The sequence below is a fragment of the Mesorhizobium sp. L103C119B0 genome (genome assembly GCF_000502235.1).
Taxonomy (GTDB): domain Bacteria; phylum Pseudomonadota; class Alphaproteobacteria; order Rhizobiales; family Rhizobiaceae; genus Mesorhizobium.
The window spans coordinates 95,031-117,881 of record NZ_AYXE01000003.1 but is presented as its reverse complement, the minus strand read 5'-3'; the positions used below and the strand labels follow the sequence as shown (position 1 = coordinate 117,881).

Here is a 22,851-nt window from a genome sequence, read left to right as displayed (position 1 = left end):
TCGGTAGTGCGCGGATGTTACATCAGGAAACGCAACGTTACGAAACTCATGGCCGTTTGATGCATTTTGCCTTCGACCGTTCACCGCAACGTGAGCGTGTGTTGAAGGAGAGATGTCATGAAAAAGCTCATTCTTGCTTCCGTTTCCGCCCTGGCCCTGTTCGGCGTTGCCGCCTGCAGCGACAGCGGTACGGATAACACCACCACCCAGAGCACCAATCCGCCAGCCGCCGAGCCCATGAAGCCGGCGACGCCGGATGCACCGAAGCCTGCAGAACCGGCTCCGGCAACACCTGCTCCTGCCCCCGCGCAGTAGCAGCAGTCTCGGTCACTTTGACGTACGAGAGAGGAGGCCGGCTTCGCGCCGGCCTTCCTGCGTTTAGGTCGATTCGGGGCTCAAGGGCCTTGAACCGGCTCTTTCCTACGGTTTGGGATCTGGCGCGTCGGTTGCTTGCGTAAATTCGGTCCACTCTGCGGCGCTGTCTTGGCTTGATAGCAATGGCCGGCGGCCCTAATAAGCGCTCATGTCGATTTGGGATCGCCTCGGCGACTTCATCACCCGCGTTTCATCTTCAGCCACGTCCGGCGTAGCCGATGTGGTTGAGGCCGTGCGCACGGTTTTCTCCGGTGACGCTGATCTGCGCCGGCGTGTTGCCTTCTCTGTGGCGATGATTGCGCTGTCAGCCAAGATGGCCAAGGCCGATGGCATCGTCACCCAGGACGAGGTTCGCGCGTTCCAGGAAATATTCGAGGTGCCGCGAGAACAGACCCGCAATGTGGCGCGGCTTTACGATCTGGCCAAGCGCGACGTCGCCGGGTTCGAGACCTATGCCGAGAGTATGGCGCAGATGTGCGGCTCGGGCCATTCGAACTGCGTCATGCTGGAAGACATACTCGACGGTCTGTTCCATATCGCCAAGGCGGATGGGCTGGTGCATGAGCGCGAAGGGATTTTCCTGCACCGTATTGCCGAGATTTTCCGCATCGACGAGGTGCACTACGAGGCCATCATGGCCAGGCACGTCAATCTCGGCGCCGGCGATCCCTATATCGTGCTCGGCATTGAGCGCGGCAAGCCGTTCGAGGAGGTCAGGAAGCGATACCGCAAGCTGGTCTCCGACAATCATCCGGACCGGCTGATCGCGCGCGGCCTGCCGCAGGAATTCATCAAGATTGCAACGACCAGGGTCGCGGCGATCAACGCGGCCTATGAAATGATCGAGCGGGGCCTCAGGCACGCATGACCGGCTTCTCGCCCGACGAGCCAAGCGCGGAGGTCAGGGTATCGCCGAATTTCGGCCCGCGGCGCGAAACGCTCAGGCCCGACATGATCGTGCTGCACTATACCGGCATGGCGACTGGTGCTGCCGCGGAAGCCTGGTTGTGCAACCCCGCAAGCGAAGTCTCGTCGCACTACCTCGTCCATGAGGATGGCCGCATCATCCAGATGGTGCGCGAAAGCGACCGCGCCTGGCATGCCGGTGCAAGTTCCTGGTTCGGTCGTCGCGACATCAACTCCTGTTCGGTCGGCATCGAAATCGTCAATCCCGGCCATTCGCTCGGCTATTCGGCCTTTCCCAAGCGGCAGGTGGAAGCGGTGATCGGGCTTTGCCTTGGTATCATCGAACGCCATTCCATTACGGCGCAAAGGGTGCTTGCCCATTCCGACATCGCGCCGGGGCGCAAGATCGACCCGGGCGAGAAATTCCCCTGGAATGCGCTGTTTGCGGCCGGGGTCGGCCATCTCGTGCCTGCGGCGCCGGTCCGGCGCGGCGCGGTGCTGAAAGCCGGCGATACCGGCGCCCAGATCGAGGCACTGCAGTCTATGCTGGCGCTCTATGGCTATGGCGTCGAGATATCAGGTGTCTTCGACCGCCAGACCGAAATCGTCGTCGAAGCTTTTCAGCGGCATTTCCGACCACGCCTGGTGGATGGCGTCGCCGACGGCTCTACGTCTAGCACGCTGCAAAGCCTGCTGACTTCCCTTAGGTCAGTTGCGTCTAAATAATCTTTTCCTGATATTCAAGTTACAGCCTGTCACTGAAAGTGAATTGCCTCGCCTTGTTCGACACAAATTCCGCCCTCAAAGGCAGTTCGTGCAAGTTATCGGACCTCCAGCCCCCCGGATGCTCCGATATTGATTAGGCGTTGCTGCGTGAAGATCTTCGCGCGGCCAAACAGAACAGGACCACATGCAGAAATTGACCGTTGTAACGGCAGCTATTGCTGCCGGAGTAATGACTTTTGCCTTCAGCACGGCCGATGCCGCACCACTGAGCCAGAGGGCAGACCAGGGCTTCATCGCCGCACCCGCCAAGGCCACCATGACGAAGGCAAACCCGAAAGCAAAAAGGGCAACCACCGCGAAAGTGCGCAAAGCAGCCGTGGTGAAGGCCAGAAAAGCCACGGCCAAGAGGCATTTTAAGCGCAACAGGAAGAGCGTCGACCTGACGACGACCGCATCGATCCGCCCAAGCACCGCTGCGGAGTCGACTGCGGCAGCCGCGCTTGGCGGCCAGTATTCGGCAATCATTGCCCGCTATGCTGCGGCCGAAGGCGTGCCGGTGTCGCTGGCCCAGGCGGTCATCAAGATCGAGAGCAACTACCGGCCGAACATCGTCGGCGGCGCGGGTGAAATCGGCCTGATGCAGATCAAGCCGGCAACGGCGCGGATGATGGGTTATAGCGGCTCCGCCAAGGGTCTGTTCGATCCCGACACCAACATCAAATACGGCATGAAGTACCTTGCCATGGCGCGCAATCTCGGCGGCGGCACCACCTGCGGCACGATCCTGAAATACAATGCCGGCCATGCCGCGACGAGGATGAACCCGGTGTCGGCGGCCTATTGCGGCAAGGTCAAGGTGCAGTTGGCGGCATTGGGATCGCCGGCATAAGTCTGCTTTTTCATTTGCGTTTTGGAACGTGAACCCCTTTATACGCTCTGCCAGCTGGCCGGGCGGCCGCACCCGCAAAGCCGAAAGGCTGCGGGTGAGGAAAGTCCGGGCTCCATGGAAACACGGTGCCGGTTAATGGCCGGCGGGGGCGACCCCAGGGAAAGTGCCACAGAAAGCAAACCGCCACGATTTATCGGGGCAAGGGTGAAAGGGTGGGGTAAGAGCCCACCGCGCGACTGGCAACAGGAGCGGCACGGTAAACCCCACCGGGAGCAAAACCGAATAGGGACGGTGCGAGGGGAAACCTTCGAGGGCTGTTTCCGGCTCACCGTCCGGGTAGGTTGCGTGAGGCGCATGGCAACATGCGCCCAAGATGAATGGCCGCCACGTTCTCGCCCCGAAAGGGGCGAGGGCCATACAAAACCCGGCTTACAGGCCAGCTGGCAATTTCTCCCCCATATCGCGATTAATCCTTTGGATCAGCAGTCTGCGCCTTCGGGCGCAGCTGGCGATTCAGGTGCTTGAGCGATTGAATCAAGTACGCATGCTGGGGTCGAGACAAACGCATCCTTGAAGCTGGTACGATTTAATCGTACCATGATTGTCATGGTTTGATCAGGAGCGCATCATGGGTCACGTCGACAAACGCAGCATCACGCTTTCGCCGGAACTGGCGGCGGCGGTCGACGATGTCGTGGCCGCCGGCGAATATGCCTCGGCCAGCGAAGTCATCCGTGATGCGCTGCGGCAATGGAAAGACCGCCGCGATCTTCTCGGCTACACGGTCGAGGAATTGCGCAGGCTGGTTCAGGAGGGGATCGACAGCGGACCGGCGGTGGACGGCCAGCCCTTCATGGACCGGCTGCGAGCCAAATATCACAGGATGTCGGAAGCTGCAGGCTCGGAAGAGTGAAATATCGGCTGCTTCCTCAGGCGATATCAGATGTCGAAGGCATCGGTGACTACATTGCGGAACATAGCCAAAGGGAGCCATGCGCCTTGTGGACGCTTTGGAGAGGCGCTGGACACTGCTCACCTTGCACCCGTTCTCAGGTGCGCCGCGCGATGATATCGCGCCCGGCATTCGTCATCTGATCGTCGGCGAATATGTCACTCTGTATCGCATGGGCGAAGACGCGATCGAGATCGTCCGCGTTTTGCACGGCAGGCGCGATATTGGCGCCGACGACTTGGTGACCTAACCGCCAGCTCAGATGCCGATCTTGTCCAGCGATGCCTCGACCGCCTGCCAGAGTTCTTCCACCGGCTCGCAGCCCACCGACAGGCGCACGAAGCCGGGCGGAACCGAATCTCCTCGCTTGGCCCGCCGCTCGGCGGAGGTGTGGACACCCCCGAACGACGTTGCCGCCTGCATCAGCGTGCAGTTGTTGATGAAATCCTCGGCCTTCTCCTGGGAAGCGAGTTCGAAGGACACGAGGAAGCCGAAGCGCTCCATCTGCGCCCGGGCGAGGTTGTGCGACGGGTCGCCCTCCAGCCCGGGGTAGCGCAAGCCGCTAACGGCGCGATGGTTTTTCAGGCGCTTCGCGATCACCTCGGCAGAAGAACACATGCGGTCGAAGCGTACCTCCAGCGTCTCCAGGCCGCGATGCACCAGCCAAGCCTCGAACGGGCCGGGAATGCCGCCCGCGGTCTCGCGCCAGCCGGTGACGTCCGCGATGATGTCTGGATTGCGGCTGGCGACATGGCCGAACAGCACGTCGGAATGCCCGTTGGCCGCCTTGGTGTCGGCAGCAACGACGATGTCGGCGCCGAGATCGAGCGGGCGCTGGCCGAACGGCGTCATCGTGGTGTTGTCGACGACGACGATCGCGCCCGCTTGGTGCGCGGCCTCGGCGACCGCTGTGATGTCGCAAATGTCCAATCGCGGATTTGACGGGGTTTCAACGTAGACAAGGCGGTAGCCGTCGAAGCCGCCGTCGAGGAATGTAGCTGTCGGCCGCAGATCATAGGCGACGCCGAAGGGCTTGAGGAAACGTTCGGCCAGCGCGCGCGTGGCATGGTAGCCGTCCGAAGGCAAAAGCACGCGGTCGCCGGATTTCAACAGGCCGAAAAACACCGCCGAGATTGCCGCCATTCCTGAGGGGAAGCCGACGCATGGCGCGTCTTCGAGATGCGCCAGCATGTGCTCGACTGCATCCCAGGTGACGTTGCTGTAACGGCCGTACTGACTGTAGCCGGCGCCGTCGCCCGGGTTGTGGAAAATAGCGGCCATGGTCAGCGGCAATGGGATGGGGTCGCCTTTGGCAAGTCCGTCGCGACGCAGATGGGCAAGGGAGGCCGCGCGGGACCTGGCTGTTTCGGACATGGATTTCTGACCTTGTTGCTCAGCGAAAAGACTGACGACGCTATTCGCGGCAGTGATGCGCGGCAAGCCGCTTCCGCTTGGGCCAGCCCGCTCTAAACGGTTCGTTAGGCTTAATGGGAGATAAAGACGGGAGTGTTGTCAGAGCTGCTCTCACCGGTTGTGGCGCGCGCGTTTGTGAAGCCTGTTCCCGTTGACGCCCATAGTGCCCCATGATATCCCATTTCGACACCAAAGCCTTCGTTCCGCGTCAGGGTAAAGCGTACGCCAATCGGGCAGCCGCGGCGGCTGTGCGTTTGCGGGTTTTTGCCGCTGGGATCGAAGCGGATTTTCGGCAGGGGACGCGCTTCGGCGCGGACGAAAACATGGAGAGGGGTGCGGCGGCGGAAGCGGCTGCAGCGTGTCATGGACCGGTTTCTGTCAAGCGCGGTGAACAGGATCGATGCGAAGGGGCGGGTCTCCGTTCCGGCGCATTTCCGCGCTGTCGTGCAGAAGCGCGGCTATTCGGAACTCTATGCGCTGCGCGGCCTGGACGTGCCTGCGATGGATGTCGGCGGGCTCGATCTGCTCGACCGCTACGAGCAGCGCATCGCGCTGGAAGACCCTTTTTTGCAGACGGCGGACGATATGTCGTTCTTCTGCCATGGCGACGGGACGTTCCTGAAGCTCGATCAGGATGGCCGCATCACGATGAGCGATTTCATCCGCGAGCATACGGGCATCACGAGCGAAGTGGCCTTTGTCGGCCGAGGCAATTTCTTTCAAGTTTGGGAGCCTGGACGGCTGGCCGCCTATGGGGCGCAGGCGCGCGCTCGGCTTTTGCAGCTTCGGCAGGGGACGAAGGCTCACGAGGCCAAGGCTGGGGAGCGGCCGGAATGATGGCGGATCACGGCGATGATCTCAGCGCCGTTGGCGGACCGGTCCGCCACATTCCGGTCCTCCTCGCCGAAGTGCTGGAGGCGCTCTCACCCAAAGCCGGCGATGTGATCGTCGACGGCACGTTTGGCGCCGGCGGCTACACCAAGGCGATCCTGGCGAGCGGCGCCTCGGTGGTGGCGATCGATCGCGATCCCGATGCGATTGCCGCCGGGCGCGGCCTGGAACAGCAATCCGGCGGCAGGCTAAGGCTGGTGCAGGCGCCATTTTCGACGCTGGACGAGCAGGTCGAAAGCGCCGACGGCGTTGTCCTCGACATCGGCATTTCCTCCATGCAGGTCGACCAGCCCGAGCGCGGCTTCTCGTTCCGCACCGACGGGCCGCTCGACATGCGCATGGCGCAGGCGGGCTTGAGTGCTGCCGACGTCGTCAATTCGTTCAAGATAGGCGACCTTGCCCGCATCTTCGGCTTCCTTGGCGAAGAGCGGAATGCCGGGCGCATTGCCCGCATGATCGAGTCACGCCGCGAAAAACGTCCGTTCGAGCGCACGCTCGATCTCGCCGACGCCATCGAAACGCATATCGGCCGCGCGCCGAAGGACAAGATTCATCCGGCCACCCGCGTCTTCCAGGCGCTGCGCATTTTCGTCAATGACGAGCTGGGCGAATTGGCCAAAGCCCTAATGGCGTCCGAGCGGGTATTGAAGCCCGGCGGGCGGCTTGCGGTGGTGACGTTCCATTCGCTGGAAGACCGCATCGTCAAGCGCTTCATCGCCGACCGCGCCGACGTCGCCACCGGCTCACGTCATTTGCCCGAGGCGCACGCGCGCACTGCGACCTTCCGCAAGGCTGGTGGCGGCGTGACGGCAGGCGATGCCGAGGTCGCTGCCAATCCGCGGGCGCGCTCGGCCAGGCTGCGTACCGCCATCCGCACCGAGGCGCCGGCGCGCGCCGGTGATCTCACCATTTTCGGCCTTCCAAAGCTTCCCGGCATCCAGGCGCCGCGAGAGAGGTGAATACGTGTTTCGAACCAGCGACATAGTCCTGATCGCCGTCATGGTCTCGGCCGCGGCCCTGACCTACAAGGCCAAGCGCGAGGCCGAGGAACAGCTGGCTTCGGTGCAGAAGATCGAGGCGCAGATCCGCTATGAGGAGGACACGATCGACCTGCTCAAGGCCGACTGGAGCCTGCTGACCCAGCCGTCGCGCCTGCAGAAGCTGGCTGAAATCTACAAATCGCAGCTCGCACTCGAGCCGGTCAATGCGCGGCAGATCGTCGGGCTCGACGACCTGCCGGCAAAACCGCTCAACATCGAGGACCTGTCGTCGCAGCGGCTTGGCGGCATGGCCGACAATTCCGGCAAAGGACCAGCCGACAAGGATCCCGTGGTCACCGGAGCCATCGTCCAATGATCGCTGGATTTCCAATGCGCGCCAAATTTCCGTCGGTCGGCAAATTGCTGAAGCGCCGCGCACGGACCGGCGAGGACGGCTCCATCGTCGTCGAAGGCGCGCGCAAGGCGACCGGCGGCAAGGCCAAGACCCGCATCGTGATGACCATGGCGGTGTTCTTCGGCATCTATTCGACCATCGCCGGGCGGCTGGTCTATCTCGGTTTTCAGTCCCCCGACATGTCGAATGGGCCGCAAAGCCGGGTGACGGCGTCGCGTCCCGACATCGTCGACCGCAACGGCGAGGTGCTGGCGACCGACATCAAGACGGCATCGCTGTTTGCCGAGCCGCGCCGCATCGTCGATGCCGACGAGGCGATCGAAAAGCTGTCGACCATTCTGCCAGATATCGACCCCGAGCAGACCTATCACAAGCTGAAGAGCGGCGCCGGCTTCGTCTGGCTGCAGCGGCAGCTGACGCCCAAGCAGCAGGCCGACATCATGCAGCTCGGCATTCCCGGAATTGGCTTTCGCACCGAAAAGCGCCGCTTCTATCCGGCCGGCGTGACCTCGTCCTACATTGTCGGCCTCACCAACATCGACAATCAGGGCATCTCCGGCATGGAGAAATACATTGACGAGCAGGGCCTGAGCGACCTGCAGGCCTCAGGCCTTGCGATCGCCAAGGATCTGAAGCCGGTTCAGCTGTCGATCGACCTGCGCGTCCAGCATGTGGTGCGCGACGAGATTGCCGCCGGCCTCGAGCGCTATCGCGCCATGGGCGCCGGCGCCGTCGTGCTCAACATCAAGACCGGCGAAGTGGTGGCGATGGCCTCGGTGCCGGATTTCGATCCGAACAATCCCTTCAATGCGCAGGACAAGGATCGGCTGAACCGCATGTCGGCCGGCCTCTACGAGATGGGATCGACCTTCAAGAGCTTCACCTCGGCCATGGCGCTCGATTCCGGCAAAGCGAACATGAACAGCCGTTTCGACGCCTCGCACCCAATCCGGGTCGGCCATCAGGCCATCCACGATTTCCACGGCAAGAACCGCGTGCTGTCATTGCCGGAGGTGTTCCTTTACTCCTCCAATATCGGATCGGCCCGTGAGGCCGAAATGGTCGGCATCGAGGGGCACCGCGAATTCCTGCATCGCCTTGGCCTTCTGGACAGGATGCAGACCGAACTGCCTGAAGTCGCCCGCCCGACCGAACCGAAGGTCTGGAAGCAGGTCAACTCCTTCACCATCGCCTTCGGCCATGGCGTGTCGACGACGCCGCTGCAGGCGGCCGTCGGCTGCGCGGCGCTGATGCAGGGCTACCTGATCCCGCCGACTTTCCTGGTCCGCAGCGAGCAGGATGCCATGGCGGTGGCCAAGAGAGTGGTCAGCGAAAGGACTGTGGAGGGCATGCGCTACCTCTATACGCTCAATGCCGAGAAGGGCTCGGCCAGAAACGCCAGGGCCCCCGGCTACCGCGTTGGCGGCAAGACCGGAACCGCCGAGAAGGTGATCAATGGCCGCTACTCGAAGGAACTGAATTTCAACACCTTCGTCGCTGCCTTCCCGATGGACGATCCGCAATATCTGGTGTTTACGATCGCTGACGCTCCGCACCCGGAAAAGCCCGGGATGACCGACGTCGCCGCCAACAATGCGGGTGTCATGGCCGGAAACATCATCAGGCGGGCAGCCGCCATGCTTGGCGTGAAGCCAGATTTCAGCCATGAAAATGGCGCAACGCTGGTTTCCTATCAGTGATTCTTAGGGCGCGCCGGCAACTGCGCGCCATTTTGTTGAGATAAACGGGGTTCGATGCACCTGAGAGATTTAGCCGGTATCCTGCCTGTCGAGGGAACATCTTCCCGCGATGTGGAGGTAACCGGGATTTCGTCGGATTCCCGCACGGTCAAGACCGGCGTGGTCTTTTTCGCGCTCGCCGGCAGCAAGGCGGATGGTTCGGCCTATGCCGCCGATGCGGCAAAGCGCGGCGCAGCGGCGGTTGTCGTGGGCAAGGCCAGCGCCGTTTCCGGCCTGTCCGTCCCGGTGCTCAGCGTCGACGACCCACGCCTGGCGCTGGCGCTGAGCGCGGCACGTTTCTTCGGCAGCCAGCCGGAGACCATGGTCGCGGTTACCGGCACCGCAGGCAAGACCTCGGTCGCCGCCTTCACCAGGCAGATCTGGGAGCAGGCCGGCTTTGCCGCCGCGTCCATCGGCACCACCGGCGTGGTGGCGCCGGGCCGCAACGATTACGGTTCGTTGACCACACCCGATCCAGTGGCTTTGCACCAGTTGCTCAAGGAATTGGCGGAGGCCGGCGTCACACACGCCTCGATGGAGGCTTCCAGCCATGGTCTCGACCAGCGCCGTCTCGATGGCGTCAAGCTCGCCGCTGGCGGTTTCACCAATCTCGGCCGCGACCATATGGACTATCATCCGACGGTCGAGGACTACCATCGCGCCAAATTGCGCCTGTTCGACACGCTGCTGCCGAAAGGCGCGCCGGCGGTCATCTTTGCCGACGATCCGTGGTCGGCGCCGACCATCCAGGCTGCGCAGGCCGCGGGGCTCAATGTGCTGACCGTCGGCCGCCATGGCGATTTCCTGCGCCTGAAGCGGGTCGAGCACGAGCGCCACCGCCAGCGCGCCGAGGTCGAAGCTGACGGCGTGCTCTACGAGATCGACCTGCCGCTCGCCGGCGACTTCCAGATCGCCAATGCCCTGGTTTCGGCCGGGCTGGCCATTTCCACCGGAACGCCGGTCGCCAAAGCTTTGATGGCGTTGGAGAAACTTCAGGGGGCACCGGGACGGCTCGACCTTGTCGGCGCCACCGCCAATGGCGCGCCCGTCTATGTCGACTATGCCCACAAGCCGGATGCGCTGGAAAATGTGCTGGCCGCGGTGCGCCCGTTCACCACCGGCCGCGTCATCGTCGTGTTCGGCTGCGGCGGCGACCGCGACCGGGGCAAGCGGCCGATCATGGGCGAGATCGCCACGCGGCTCGCCGATGTCGTCATCGTCACCGACGACAATCCGCGCTCGGAAGTGCCGGAAACGATCCGTGCCGCGATCCTGGCGGCCGCGCCCGGCGCCATTGAAATCGGCGACCGCCGCAAGGCGATCCACGAAGCGGTCGCCATGCTGAAAGCGGGCGATACGCTGATCGTTGCCGGCAAGGGCCATGAAGAGGGCCAGACCATCGGCGCCGAGACTTTTCCGTTCTCCGACCAGGAAGAAGTCCGGTCGGCGCTGCGGGAGCGGGCCGCATGAGCGTGCTCTGGACTTCCGAGGCGCTGGTCGACGCCATGGGCGGTCGGCCGCTCGGGCCGATGCCGGAGGGAATTTCGGGGATCTCGATCGACAGCCGCAGCCTGCAGCCGGGCGACGCCTTCTTCGCCATCAAGGGCGAGGCGATGGACGGCCATGACTTCGCGACCGCGGCGATCAAGGCCGGCGCCGGCGTGCTGGTCGTTGCCGAAGGCAAGTTGCCGTCGCTCGGGCGGCTGACGGCGCCGATGATCGTCGTGCAGGATGTGCTGGCAGCACTGGAGAAACTCGGTGTTGCCGCCCGCGCCCGTTCCAACGCAAAAATCATCGCGGTGACCGGATCGGCCGGCAAGACCACCACCAAGGAGGCGCTGCGTCATGTGCTGTCGGCCGTCGGCACTGTGCATGCCTCGGCGCAGTCCTTCAACAATCATTGGGGCGTTCCGCTGACGCTGGCGCGCATGCCGGATGATTGCGACTATGCGGTGTTCGAGATCGGCATGAACCATCCCGGCGAGATCCGGCCGCTGGTCAAGATGGTCCGGCCACATGTGGCCATCGTCACGATGATCGCCGCGGCGCATCTCGGCTTCTTTAGAAATCTCGACGAGATCGCCAAGGCCAAGGCCGAGATTTTTGAAGGCATCGAGCCCGGCGGTGCGGCCTTGCTCAACCGCGACGATGCGCGATGGAAGCTGCTCGACAAGATGGCGCGAGCCGCCGGCGTCGAACATGTCTTTGGCTTCGGCGAGAATGCACGGTCGACCTACAAGCTGACCAAATGCGAGCTGCATGCCGATCATTCCGACATCACCGCCAGGATCGGCGGGCAGGATGTGACGGCGCGCATCGGCGCGCCCGGCCGCCACATGGTACAGAACGTCCTGGCGGTGCTCGGCGCCGCGCATTTGGTTGAAGCCGACATCGGCAAGGTGGCCTTGGGGCTGGCCGATCTGTCGGCCGAGCGTGGCCGTGGGAAGCGCCATATGCTTCGCCACCCCAAGGGACCGATCACACTGATCGACGAGAGCTACAACGCCAATCCGGCCTCGATGGCTGCTGCCATGGCGCTGCTCAACGCGACGCCTGTCACGGGCGAGGGCCGGCGCATCGCCGTGCTCGGCGACATGCTCGAGCTCGGCGACCATTCGGCCAAGCTCCATGCAGGCCTGGCCGAACTGATCGTCGGGACCGGCACGCACACGGTCTTTCTCGGCGGCCCGGAAATGCGGGCGCTGGCAGACATCCTGCCCGACGAGATCAAAACGGAATACCGCGCCGGCGCCGAGGAATTGAAGCCGCTGCTGTTGTCGACGCTGAAGGCCGGCGACGTGGTGATGATCAAATCGTCGAAAGGCATCGGCTTTTCAAAGCTGGTCGAGGCCTTGCTCGGCAAATATCCGGCGGAAGCCGCAGGCACGAAACAGAACTAGTCCGGGGAACGGAATCGTATGTTTACATTGCTCGTCGATTTTGCGGACAAGGTCTCGGTCTTCAATGTCTTCCGCTACATAACTTTCCGCACCGGCGGTGCGCTGATCACCTCGGCGCTGATCGTCTTCATCTTCGGGCCGACCATCATCAATTCGCTGAGGCTGCGGCAAGGCAAGGGCCAGCCGATCCGCGCCGATGGCCCGCAGACGCATTTCAAGAAGGCCGGCACGCCCACCATGGGCGGGCTGATGATCCTGTGCGGCATCGTCGGCTCGTCGCTTCTATGGGCGAACCTGTCCAGCATCTATGTCTGGGTGGTGCTCTTGGTGACGCTGGGCTTCGGCTCGATCGGCTTTTACGACGACTATCTCAAGGTAACCAAGCAGTCGCATCTCGGCTTTTCCGGCAAGGCGCGGCTGGCGCTGGAATTCGTCATCGCCGGCATCGCCGCCTGGGCGATCATGCATAATGGCCAGGCGCCGTTCTCGTCGTCGCTGACCTTCCCCTTCGCCAAGGAATTCATCATCAATCTCGGCTGGTTCTTCGTGCCGTTCTCCTGCTTCGTCATTGTCGGCGCCGGCAATGCGGTGAATTTGACCGATGGCCTCGACGGGCTGGCGATCGTGCCGATCATGATTGCGGCGGCATCCTTTGGCGTCATCGCCTACCTCTCCGGCAATGCGGTGTTCGCCGAATATCTGCAGATCCATTTCGTGCCCGGCACCGGCGAGCTGGCTGTCGTGCTTGGCGCCGTCATCGGCGCCGGCCTCGGCTTCCTCTGGTTCAACGCCCCGCCGGCGGCGATCTTCATGGGCGACACCGGTTCGCTGGCCATGGGTGGCCTGATCGGTACGGTCGCGGTCGCCACCAAGCACGAGATCGTGCTGGTCATCGTCGGCGGATTGTTTGTCGTGGAAATCCTGTCGGTCATCATTCAGGTCGGCTACTTCAAGATGACCGGCAAGCGCGTGTTCCTGATGGCGCCGATCCATCATCATTTCGAAAAGCTCGGCTGGACCGAAAGCCAGGTGGTGATCCGCTTCTGGATCATCGCCGTCATCCTGGCGCTGGTCGGCCTGTCGACCCTCAAGCTGAGATAGGAACCCGCTTGATCCCCGCCGCATCCTTTTCGGGCAAACGCGTTTCGCTCTTCGGGCTCGGTGGCTCGGGGATCGCCACGGCGCGCGCGCTGATCGAGGGCGGCGCCGACGTGCTCGCCTGGGACGACAATCCCGATAGCGTCGCCAAGGCTGCTGACCAAGGCATTGCGACCGCCGATCTGCGCGGCGCCGACTGGTCGAAATTCTCGGCCTTCGTGCTCTCGCCCGGCGTGCCGCTGACGCATCCCAAGCCGCACTGGACGGTGGAGTTGGCGCGTGGCTCCGGCGTCGAGGTGATCGGCGATATCGAATTGTTCTGCCGCGAGCGGATTGCGCGCGCGCCTGATGCGCCGTTCATCGCTATCACCGGCACCAACGGCAAGTCGACGACCACGGCGCTGACCGCGCATATCCTCAAATCGGCAGGGCGCGACACGCAGATGGGCGGCAATATCGGCCGGGCCATCATGACGCTCGATCCACCGCAGGCTGACCGGGACTATGTCGTCGAGTGTTCGTCCTACCAGATCGATCTCGCGCCCTCGATCAACCCGACGGCCGGCATCCTGCTCAACCTGACGCCCGACCATCTCGACCGCCACGGCACTATGCAGCATTACGCTTCGATCAAGGAGCGGCTGGTTGCCGGCAGCGAGACGGCGATCGTCGGCGTTGACGATTCCTGGTGCGCGCAGATCGCTGACCGGCTGGAGAGGGCGGGCCGGGAGGTGATCCGCATCTCCAAGCGGCTGCCGCTGACCGACGGTTATTTCGCAGACGGTTCCGATCTGATGGAAGCCGTCCATGGCCGCTACAGCCGCGTCGCCTTCCTCGAAGGCATCGGTTCGTTGCGCGGCCAGCACAATGCGCAGAACGCGCTTGCCGCTGTTGCCGCCTGCCTCAGGGTCGGCTTGAGCCTGGGCGAGATCCAGGCGGGACTGGAGAGCTTTCCAGGCCTCGCGCATCGCATGGAGCAGGTCGGACGCAAGGACCACGTGCTGTTTGTCAACGATTCCAAGGCGACCAATGCCGATGCGGCGGCACCCGCGCTGTCGAGTTTTTCGCGCATTTACTGGATCGCCGGCGGACTGCCCAAGGAAGGCGGCATCGAGCCGCTGCGCGGTTTTTTCCCACGCATCGCCAAGGCCTATCTGATCGGCGAGGCGGCGCCCGCGTTCTCGGCGACGCTCGGCGAAGCCGTGCCCTATGAAATCTCGGGCACGCTGGCCGCCGCGGTCGACCATGCCGCGAAAGACGCGGCCAAGGATGACAGCGGCGAGGCGGTGGTGCTGCTGTCGCCGGCCTGCGCCAGTTTCGACCAGTTCAAGAATTTCGAAGTTCGCGGCGAAGCCTTCAGGCAAGCTGCGAATGCTATCGAGGGCGTGAAACCCATCGGAGGGGCACGATAATGCAAAGCCGTCTCGACAAAAGCCCGGTTGCAACCTGGTGGTGGACGATCGATCGCTGGTTCCTGGCGGCGTTCCTGTCGCTGATGGGGCTTGGCATCGTCTTGTCCTTTGCGGCAAGCCCGGCGGTGGCCGAACGCATCGGCCTCGACAGTTTCCACTTTGCCACCAGGCAGATCATCTTCACCGTGCCGGCGCTCGGCGTGATGCTGGCAGTGTCCTTCCTGGAATCGCGGCAGATCCGGCGCATGGCGCTGATCATCCTGGGCATCATGCTGGTGCTGATGGTGGCCGTGCTCTATATCGGCGTCGAGGTGAAAGGCGCGCGGCGCTGGGTGTCGTTTGTCGGCATGTCGATCCAGCCGTCGGAATTCCTGAAACCCGCTTTCGTCATCGTCTGCGCCTGGCTGTTCGCCGAACACAAGCGCCAGCCCGACATTCCGGGCAATTTGTTTGCCATGCTGCTACTGATCCTGGTCATCTCGCTTCTGGTGGCGCAGCCCGATCTCGGCCAGACCATGCTGGTGACCGGCACTTGGGGCGTCATGTTCTTCATGGCCGGCCTGCCCTGGCTATGGATCATCGCGCTTGGCGCCACCGGCGCCGGCGGCCTGTTTGCCGCTTATACGGTGTTCCCGCACGTCGCCGCCCGCATCGACAAATTCCTGACCGGCGAAGGCGACACGTTCCAGGTCGACATGGGCCGCGAGGCGCTGATCAACGGCCACTGGTTCGGCGTCGGGCCGGGCGAGGGCACGGTCAAGCGGGTCATTCCCGACGCGCATGCCGACTTCGTGTTTTCGGTCGCCGGCGAAGAGTTCGGGCTGATCATGTGCTTCTTCATCATGTCGATCTTCGCCTTCATCGTGCTGCGCGGCTTGAGCACGGCATTGAAGGAACATGATGATTTCACCCGCTACGCCGTCGGCGGTCTCGTCACCGTGTTCGGCCTGCAGTCGGTCATCAACATGTGCGTCAACCTGCAACTGATGCCGGCCAAGGGCATGACGCTGCCTTTCATCTCCTATGGCGGCTCCTCGCAGATCGCCATTGCCATCTCGATGGGCATGGTGCTGGCGCTGACGCGCAAGCGCCCGGAAAAGCGCAAGCAGATGGGCTTTGCCCTGTCGCAGCGCGCCCTGCCGGCGGAGTGATATGGCGCGGGGTGTCATCCTTCTCGCTGCTGGCGGAACAGGCGGACATCTGTTTCCGGCCGAGGCGCTGGCGCATGAGCTGATCGAGCGCGGCTGGGGCGTGCATCTGGCGACGGACGACCGCGCCGAGCGCTTTGCCGGCCATTTCCCGGCCGCCGCCATCCATCCGATCCAGTCGGCGACGATGGGCTCGAAAAACCCTGTCGCGCTGCTTGGCGCGTTCTGGAAGATCTGGCGCGGCGTGCGCCAGGCCTCCGCCGTCATCGCCAGGATCAAGCCTGATGCGGTCGTCGGCTTTGGCGGTTATCCGACCTTGCCACCGCTCTATGCCGCGACGCGTCGCAAGCTGCCGACGCTGATCCATGAGCAGAACGCAGTGATGGGCCGCGCCAACCGGGCGCTGTCCGGGCGCGTCGATGCCATTGCCGGCGGCTTCCTGCCGCAAGATGAAAGTGCCACAGGCGCCAAGACGGTGACGACAGGCAATCCGGTCAGGCCGCCAATCCTGGAGGCGGCCAAGACGCCCTACACCGCATCCCAAGGGGCGGATCCGTTCAGGCTCCTGGTGTTCGGCGGCAGCCAGGGCGCGCAGTTCTTTTCCGACGCCATGCCGACGGCGATCGCACTTCTGCCGGAGGCGCAGCGCAAGCGGCTGGTGATCACCCAGCAGGCCCGCGCCGACGACGTGGCGCGGGTGAAGGCTGGCTATGCGGCACTCGGCGTCCATGTCGAGGTCTCGCCCTTCTTCACCGATATGGCACAGCGCATGGGCGCGGCGCATCTGGTGATCTCGCGCTCCGGCGCCTCGACGGTTTCGGAGATCGCCGTCATCGGCCGGCCGGCGCTGCTGGTGCCTTATCCCTATGCGCTGGATCACGATCAGGCGGCGAACGCAGCCGCCCTTGCCGCGGCGGGCGGCGGCGAGGTGCATCCGCAATCGTCACTGTCGCCGGAGCGCATCGCGGCTCTCATTGGCGGGCTGATGGACACTCCCGAGCGGCTGACGGCCATGGCTGCCGGAGCGAAGTCGGCTGGCCGGCCGAACGCGGCACGGTTGCTCGCTGATCTCACAGAGGCTATTGCGTCCAGAAAAACCGTTTCGGATTTCAGGAAAGGGACGCATTGATGAAGATGCCGCAGACCATCGGCCTTGTGCATTTCATCGGCATTGGCGGCATCGGCATGAGCGGCATCGCCGAGGTTCTGCACAATCTCGGCTACAAGGTGCAGGGTTCGGACCAGGCCGACAGCGCCAATGTCCAGCGGCTGCGCGACAAGGGCATCGAATGCTTTGTCGGCCACAAGGCCGAGAATATCGGCGCGGCCGAAGTGGTGGTCGTCTCCACCGCGATCAAGAAATCCAATCCCGAGCTGAAGGCCGCGCGGGAGAAGTTGCTCCCAATTGTCCGCCGGGCCGAGATGCTGGCCGAACTGATGCGCTTCCGCCAGGCGGTCGCGATCGGTGGCACGCATGGCAAGACAACAACCACGTCGATGGTGGCGACGCTGCTCGATGCCGGCGGGCTCGACCCGACGGTGATCAATGGCGGCATCATCAATGCCTATGGCACCAATGCCCGTATGGGCGATGGCGAGTGGATGGTGGTCGAAGCCGACGAAAGCGACGGCACCTTCCTCAAGCTGCCGGCCGAGATCGCCGTCGTCACCAACATCGATCCCGAGCATCTGGACCATTATGGCAGTTTCGACAAGGTGCGCGAGGCGTTCCGGCAATTCGTCGAGAACGTGCCGTTCTACGGTTTTGGCGTGATGTGCACCGACCATCCGGAAGTACAGGCGCTGGTCAGCCGCATTGAGGACCGCCGCGTCATCACCTATGGCGAGAACGCGCAGGCCGATGTGCGTTTCACCAACCACCGCATGGCCGGTGCCGTCTCGGCATTCGACGTGGTGATCCGCGACCGCAAGACCGGCGGCCAGACGACGATATCTGATCTGCGGCTGCCGATGCCCGGCCGCCACAACGTCTCCAACGCCACCGCCGCAATTGCGGTCGCGCATGAACTCGGCCTGTCGGCCGAAGCGATCAAGAAGGGGCTGTCGTCCTTTGCCGGCGTCAAGCGGCGCTTCACCCACACCGGCTCGTGGAACGGCGTCGACATCTTCGACGATTACGGCCACCACCCGGTCGAGATCACGGCGGTGCTGAAGGCGGCCCGCAGCGCTACCAAGGGCCGCGTCATCGCCATTGCGCAGCCGCACCGCTTCACCCGGCTGCACGATCTGTTCGACGAGTTTTCGGTCTGTTTCAACGATGCCGACACGGTGATGGTGGCGCCGGTCTATGCGGCGGGCGAGGAGCCGATCGACGGCGTGACCTCGGAGGCGCTGGTGTCGCGCATCCGCTCCGGCGGCCATCGCGATGCGCGCTACGTCGAAACCCCTGCCGCGATTTCGCCCGTCATTCGCGCGTTGGCGAAACCGGGCGACTTCGTCATCTTCCTGGGCGCCGGCAACATCACCCAATGGGCCTATGCGCTGCCTGGGGAACTCGGCGGTACCGTCTCATGATGCGCGGCCAGGACCTGCTCGACAAACTTGGCGACCGGCTTGCCGGCCTGCGCGGCCGCATCACGCCCAATGCCGAGATGGACAAGATCACCTGGTTCCGCGCCGGCGGTCTGGCGGACGCCCTGTTCCAGCCGGCCGACGAGGAGGATCTGGCTGCCTTCCTGCGCGCCGTGCCGGAGGACATCCCGCTCACCATCGTCGGTGTCGGCTCCAACCTCCTGGTGCGCGACGGCGGCATTCCGGGTTTCGTCATCCGGCTTTCGGCCAAGGGCTTTGGCGAAGCCGAGGTGGTTTCGCCGACCGTCATCAAGGCCGGTGCTGCGACGCCCGACAAGCGCGTCGCGGCCGTCGCTTATGAGGCCGGTATTGGCGGCTTTCATTTCTATCACGGCATTCCCGGCGCCATCGGCGGGGCGCTGAGGATGAATGCCGGCGCCAATGGCGTCGAGACGCGGGAACGTGTCGTCGAGGTTCGGGCGCTCGACCGCAAGGGCAATCTCCACACCCTCAGCAATGAAGACATGGGCTATGCCTATCGTCACTCGGCCGCACCTGCCGGGCTGATCTTCACCTCCGCCGTTTTCGAAGGTGTTCTGGAAGACCAGGAGGCGATCAAGGCGGCCATGGACGCCGTCCAGACGCATCGCGAGACGGTGCAGCCGATCCGCGAGAAGACCGGCGGCTCGACCTTCAAGAATCCGGAAGGCACCTCGGCCTGGAAGGAAATCGACAAGGCCGGCTGCCGCGGGCTGATGATCGGCGGCGCGCAGATGTCGCCGATGCACTGCAACTTCATGATCAACACCGGAACAGCGACCGGATACGACCTCGAATATCTCGGCGAGACGGTGCGCGCCCGCGTGCTTGAAAATTCAGGCATCCGCCTGCAGTGGGAAATCAAGCGGCTCGGCAATTTCCGCCCCGGCCATGCCGTGCAGGAATTCCTCGGACAGCTTCTTTAGCGCAAGCTGAAGTTCATGTGATGCTTGAACTTCAAACGGTCTGAAACAACAGCGCCACCGTTGCTCCAAAGACTCACAACACGCTTTTTCCGGCCGTTTTCGCGGAAAGTGAATCTGTCGGAATCATAAGCACTTGCCAGCGAATCAACTCTCTGATTCTCTGCCTTAAAGCGTTTCCTGATTTGAGTCGTTCGACGCGTCGACCGCGTTTTCCGTCTGGGGGGGCAACCTGCCGGGAGACTCGGACTCAATCTGGTCGCTGAATGCGTGGTTGCGGGCCCGCCGTGAGAGGGATGACGGGATATGAAGAACAAGCATGTGGCTGTCCTCCTGGGCGGATTCTCGTCCGAGCGGCCCGTGTCTCTGTCTTCGGGAAAGGCGTGTGCGGATGCGCTTGAGAATGAAGGCTACCAGGTTACCCGCGTCGATGTTGCGCGCGATGTCGGCGCCGTGCTCACCGAACTCAAGCCCGATGTCGTCTTCAACGCACTGCACGGCCCGTTCGGTGAAGACGGCACCATCCAGGGCATCCTCGAATATCTGGCCATTCCCTACACCCATTCGGGCGTGCTCGCCTCGGCGCTCGCCATGAACAAGGAGCAAGCCAAGAAGGTCGCCAAGGCTGCCGGCATCGCGGTGGCGGAATCGAAGGTTGCCAGCCGCTTTGCCATCCAGAACAAGCATCCGATGAAGCCGCCCTACGTGGTCAAGCCGGTCAATGAAGGCTCAAGCTTCGGCGTCGTCATCGTGCATGAAGGGCAGTCGCATCCGCCGCAGGTCATCGGCTCGTCCGAATGGAAATATGGCGAGACCGTCATGGTCGAGCGCTACATCCATGGGCGCGAGCTGACCTGCGCCGTCATGGGCGACGTGGCGCTCGGCGTCTGCGAGATCATTCCGACCGGCCATTCCTTCTACGACTATGATTCAAAATACGTCGCCGGCGGATCAAAACACGAAATCCCTGCTAAAATTTCATCAAATATTTACCAAAAAATACAGACACTGGCGCTCAAGGCACATCTGGCTATCGGCTGCCGAGGCGTTTCCCGATCGGACTTCCGCTATGACGACCGTCACTCCGAAAACGGCGAGATTGTCTGGCTCGAGATCAACACTCAGCCGGGCATGACGCCGACGTCTTTGGTGCCTGAAATCGCCGCCCGGGCCGGGCACTCGTTTGGCAAATTGTTGAGTTGGATGGTGGAGGACGCTTCGTGTCTGCGTTGAAATGGGGACAGGACAAGGGCAGGGGCGGCGCCGGGCCGGCGCTGTTCGGCATGCCGTTGTCGTTCGACCATTTCGTGCTGCCGCGCGTGCTGCGCCGGCCGGTGCGCGTGCTGGCGCGCCTGGGCGGCGGCGACTTCGTCGCGCCGCGCTTTTCCGCGGCCATCCTGTCGGCTTCGCTCATTGCATCAAGCAGCCTCTATGGCGCCATTCTCGGCGGTCATGCCGACGACATCGTCCAGAGCATCACCGCCCGGACCGGCTTTGCCGTCGACCAGATCAAGGTGGTCGGCAACCGCCAGACTTCGGAGATCGACATATTGGACCGGCTCGAGCTCGACGGCTGGACGTCACTGATCGGCTTCGATGCCGAGGCCGCGCGTGAACGTATTGATACCTTGCCCTGGGTCGAAGTGGCGGCGGTGCGCAAGGTCTATCCACATACGCTGGAAGTGCGTGTCGAGGAGCGCGAGCCCTTCGCGCTCTGGCAGCAGGGCGCGGAGCTTTCGGTCATCGAACGCTCCGGCGCGGTGATCGCGCCGTTCTCCGGCGGCAAGCAGGCGCTGCTGCCGCTGATCATCGGCACCGGCGCACCGGCCAAGGCGCCCGACTTCGTGGCCAAGATCAAGAAATTTCCCGAGCTCGCGGCTCGGGTCAAAGGCTATATCCGCATCGGCGAACGGCGTTGGGACCTGAAGCTGGAAAACGGCATCACGATCAAGCTGCCCGAGGATGGCGAGGATCAGGCGATCGCCGACCTGGTTCGGATGGACCACGACAACGGGCTTCTGACGCGGGACATCGCCGCCGTCGACATGCGCATCTCCGATCGCCTGGTGGTGCAGCTGACGCCGGAAGCGGCGACGCAGCGCCAGGCCGCGCTCAATGAAAAGCCGCAAAATCTGAAGCGCAAGTCGGGGACGAAGATATGAGCTGGCTTGGCGGCAACAGCGATGCCTCTTCGCGGCGTTCCGGCACGCTCACCGTGCTGGATGTCGGCTCGAGCAAGGTTTGCTGCGTGGTGGCGAAACTGAAGCCGCGCGAGGACGGCAAGCTGTTGCGCGGCCGCTCGCACCGCATCCAGGTAATCGGCATCGGCCACCAGAAATCGCAAGGCGTGAAGTCGGGCGTGGTCGTCGATCTCGACCGTGCGGAGCACGCCATTCGCCTGTCCGTCGACGCCGCCGAACGCATGGCGGGACTGACGGTGGATTCGCTGATCGTCAACATGACGGCGGGCCGGCTGAAGAGCGAAACCTATTCGGCCACGATCAATCTCGGTGGCCATCAGGCCGACGAAGCCGACATCAAGCGCGTGCTTGCCGCCGGCGCCAAGCAGGCGCTCAAGGCCGAACGCGACGTGATCCATTCGCTGCCCGTCGGCTTTTCGCTGGACGCCGAGCGCGGCGTGCGCGATCCGCGCGGCATGGTCGGCGACCAGCTCGGCGTCGATATGCATGTGCTGACGGGCGATGCCGCGCCGCTGCGCAATCTGGAGCTCTGCATCAACCGCTCGCATCTTTCGGTCGAGCGCATGGTGGCGACGCCCTATGCCAGCGGGCTTGCGGCCCTGGTCGACGACGAACTGGAAATGGGTGCGGCCTGCATCGACATGGGCGGCGGCACGACGACCATCTCGGTGTTTTCGGAAGGCAAATTCGTCCACGCCGATGCCATTGCCATCGGCGGCAATCATGTGACGCTCGATATGGCCAAGGGCCTGTCGACCTCGCTCGACGCCGCGGAGCGGCTGAAGGTGATGCATGGTTCGGCGCTGCCTGGCAGTGCCGACGATCGCGACCTGGTCTCGATCCAGCCGATCGGCGAAGACGGCGAGATGCCGCTGCAGATCCCGCGCTCGGTGATGACGCGCGTCATCCGCGCCCGCATCGACGAGACGCTGGAACTGTTGCGCGACCGGCTGAACAAGTCGGGCTACGGCAATGCCGTGGGAAAACGCGTCGTGCTGACCGGCGGCGCCAGCCAGCTTGCGGGTCTCCCCGAGGCGGCGCGCCGCATTCTGGGACGCAATGTGCGCATCGGACGCCCGCTCGGCGTGGCGGGCCTGCCGGAAGCTGCCAAGGGGCCGGCTTTCTCGACGGCGGTCGGGCTGCTGATCTATCCGCAGATGGCGAGCTTCGAGAGCCATCCGGCGAAAGGAATTTCCGGTCTCAGGATGACCGGGACGGGCGGAAAACTGCATCGCATGAGTCAGTGGTTGAGAGACAGTTTCTAATTGACGGGGACAGCCCCATAGGCGGCCGCGGCGGCGAAGCGGCGGGA

At 63.6% G+C, this 22,851-nt stretch carries 22 protein-coding genes and 1 other RNA gene; 22 read left to right on the top strand and 1 reads right to left on the bottom strand.

What is annotated here, in order from left to right:
- Positions 1 to 117 precede the first annotated feature (117 nt).
- The 7 genes from X728_RS0134260 to X728_RS01000000166315 all read left to right on the top strand — a co-directional run bounded on the left by X728_RS0134260 (position 118) and on the right by X728_RS01000000166315 (position 4,098).
- Positions 118 to 315 carry a hypothetical protein gene (locus X728_RS0134260; RefSeq protein WP_023668260.1) on the top strand — a complete coding sequence of 66 codons (198 nt, stop codon included), beginning with the start codon at positions 118 to 120 and terminating at the stop codon, positions 313 to 315.
- Between the two features lie 208 nt (positions 316 to 523).
- Complete coding sequence (locus X728_RS160965; RefSeq protein ID WP_023668261.1) at positions 524 to 1,243, top strand: DnaJ family molecular chaperone; 720 nt, start codon at positions 524 to 526, stop codon at positions 1,241 to 1,243.
- Positions 1,240 to 2,007, top strand: a complete 768-nt coding sequence (locus X728_RS160970; RefSeq protein WP_023682147.1) for an N-acetylmuramoyl-L-alanine amidase — start codon at positions 1,240 to 1,242, stop codon at positions 2,005 to 2,007. The genes X728_RS160965 and X728_RS160970 overlap by 4 nt, the downstream gene beginning before the upstream one ends.
- 184 nt (positions 2,008 to 2,191) lie before the next feature.
- The gene (locus X728_RS160975; protein WP_023682146.1) at positions 2,192 to 2,896 is read left to right on the top strand and encodes a transglycosylase SLT domain-containing protein; all 705 of its coding nucleotides are present in this window, start codon (positions 2,192 to 2,194) and stop codon (positions 2,894 to 2,896) included.
- Positions 2,897 to 2,946: 50 nt separating this feature from the next.
- Positions 2,947 to 3,344: RNase P RNA component class A (gene rnpB, locus X728_RS1000000167725), an RNA gene on the top strand.
- A gap of 180 nt (positions 3,345 to 3,524) precedes the next feature.
- Entirely contained in the window at positions 3,525 to 3,809 is a 285-nt protein-coding gene (locus X728_RS160980) for a type II toxin-antitoxin system ParD family antitoxin (RefSeq protein ID WP_023668264.1), read from the top strand.
- Positions 3,810 to 3,888: 79 nt separating this feature from the next.
- Positions 3,889 to 4,098 (top strand): type II toxin-antitoxin system RelE/ParE family toxin, encoded by a 210-nt coding sequence (locus X728_RS01000000166315; protein ID WP_023804325.1) that lies wholly within the window; start codon positions 3,889 to 3,891, stop codon positions 4,096 to 4,098.
- Between the two features lie 8 nt (positions 4,099 to 4,106).
- Here X728_RS01000000166315 and X728_RS160985 read toward each other — a convergent pair whose 3' ends face one another.
- Positions 4,107 to 5,222, bottom strand: coding sequence for a cystathionine gamma-lyase (locus X728_RS160985; protein ID WP_023830773.1), 1,116 nt, complete (start codon positions 5,220 to 5,222; stop codon positions 4,107 to 4,109).
- Between the two features lie 402 nt (positions 5,223 to 5,624).
- Between X728_RS160985 and mraZ the strand changes: the two genes are divergently transcribed.
- From mraZ to ftsA, 15 genes are all read left to right on the top strand, one after another.
- Positions 5,625 to 6,098, top strand: a complete 474-nt coding sequence (mraZ, locus tag X728_RS160990) for a division/cell wall cluster transcriptional repressor MraZ (protein WP_023682144.1) — start codon at positions 5,625 to 5,627, stop codon at positions 6,096 to 6,098.
- Positions 6,095 to 7,111: a 16S rRNA (cytosine(1402)-N(4))-methyltransferase RsmH gene (gene rsmH / locus X728_RS160995; RefSeq protein WP_023714771.1), complete on the top strand. Its 1,017-nt coding sequence runs from the start codon at positions 6,095 to 6,097 to the stop codon at positions 7,109 to 7,111. The genes mraZ and rsmH overlap by 4 nt, the downstream gene beginning before the upstream one ends.
- A gap of 4 nt (positions 7,112 to 7,115) precedes the next feature.
- Positions 7,116 to 7,508: a hypothetical protein gene (locus X728_RS161000; protein WP_023682142.1), complete on the top strand. Its 393-nt coding sequence runs from the start codon at positions 7,116 to 7,118 to the stop codon at positions 7,506 to 7,508.
- Between the two features lie 14 nt (positions 7,509 to 7,522).
- Positions 7,523 to 9,247, top strand: coding sequence for a penicillin-binding protein 2 (locus tag X728_RS161005; RefSeq protein WP_031194866.1), 1,725 nt, complete (start codon positions 7,523 to 7,525; stop codon positions 9,245 to 9,247).
- 54 nt (positions 9,248 to 9,301) lie between these two features.
- On the top strand, positions 9,302 to 10,756 hold the full coding sequence (locus X728_RS161010; RefSeq protein ID WP_023830771.1) for a UDP-N-acetylmuramoyl-L-alanyl-D-glutamate--2,6-diaminopimelate ligase: 1,455 nt from the start codon (positions 9,302 to 9,304) through the stop codon (positions 10,754 to 10,756).
- Positions 10,753 to 12,186 carry a UDP-N-acetylmuramoylalanyl-D-glutamyl-2,6-diaminopimelate--D-alanyl-D-alanine ligase gene (locus X728_RS161015; RefSeq protein ID WP_023830770.1) on the top strand — a complete coding sequence of 478 codons (1,434 nt, stop codon included), beginning with the start codon at positions 10,753 to 10,755 and terminating at the stop codon, positions 12,184 to 12,186. The genes X728_RS161010 and X728_RS161015 overlap by 4 nt, the downstream gene beginning before the upstream one ends.
- Before the next feature lie 18 nt (positions 12,187 to 12,204).
- Entirely contained in the window at positions 12,205 to 13,287 is a 1,083-nt protein-coding gene (mraY, locus tag X728_RS161020; protein ID WP_023668273.1) for a phospho-N-acetylmuramoyl-pentapeptide-transferase, read from the top strand.
- Positions 13,288 to 13,295: 8 nt separating this feature from the next.
- Complete coding sequence (gene murD / locus X728_RS161025) at positions 13,296 to 14,696, top strand: UDP-N-acetylmuramoyl-L-alanine--D-glutamate ligase (RefSeq protein ID WP_023733073.1); 1,401 nt, start codon at positions 13,296 to 13,298, stop codon at positions 14,694 to 14,696.
- Positions 14,696 to 15,847 (top strand): putative lipid II flippase FtsW, encoded by a 1,152-nt coding sequence (ftsW, locus tag X728_RS161030; RefSeq protein WP_023668275.1) that lies wholly within the window; start codon positions 14,696 to 14,698, stop codon positions 15,845 to 15,847. The genes murD and ftsW overlap by 1 nt, the downstream gene beginning before the upstream one ends.
- Position 15,848: 1 nt before the next feature.
- A complete protein-coding gene (murG, locus tag X728_RS161035; protein WP_023815571.1) occupies positions 15,849 to 16,973 on the top strand; it encodes an undecaprenyldiphospho-muramoylpentapeptide beta-N-acetylglucosaminyltransferase in 1,125 nt (374 codons plus the stop codon).
- Entirely contained in the window at positions 16,973 to 18,379 is a 1,407-nt protein-coding gene (gene murC, locus X728_RS161040; protein WP_023668277.1) for a UDP-N-acetylmuramate--L-alanine ligase, read from the top strand. The genes murG and murC overlap by 1 nt, the downstream gene beginning before the upstream one ends.
- Positions 18,376 to 19,341 (top strand): UDP-N-acetylmuramate dehydrogenase, encoded by a 966-nt coding sequence (gene murB / locus X728_RS161045; protein ID WP_027050618.1) that lies wholly within the window; start codon positions 18,376 to 18,378, stop codon positions 19,339 to 19,341. The genes murC and murB overlap by 4 nt, the downstream gene beginning before the upstream one ends.
- A 303-nt stretch (positions 19,342 to 19,644) precedes the next feature.
- Entirely contained in the window at positions 19,645 to 20,571 is a 927-nt protein-coding gene (locus X728_RS161050; protein ID WP_023830769.1) for a D-alanine--D-alanine ligase, read from the top strand.
- On the top strand, positions 20,559 to 21,500 hold the full coding sequence (locus X728_RS161055) for a cell division protein FtsQ/DivIB (RefSeq protein WP_023725356.1): 942 nt from the start codon (positions 20,559 to 20,561) through the stop codon (positions 21,498 to 21,500). The genes X728_RS161050 and X728_RS161055 overlap by 13 nt, the downstream gene beginning before the upstream one ends.
- Complete coding sequence (ftsA, locus tag X728_RS161060) at positions 21,497 to 22,804, top strand: cell division protein FtsA (protein ID WP_023688034.1); 1,308 nt, start codon at positions 21,497 to 21,499, stop codon at positions 22,802 to 22,804. The genes X728_RS161055 and ftsA overlap by 4 nt, the downstream gene beginning before the upstream one ends.
- Positions 22,805 to 22,851: the final 47 nt, after the last annotated feature.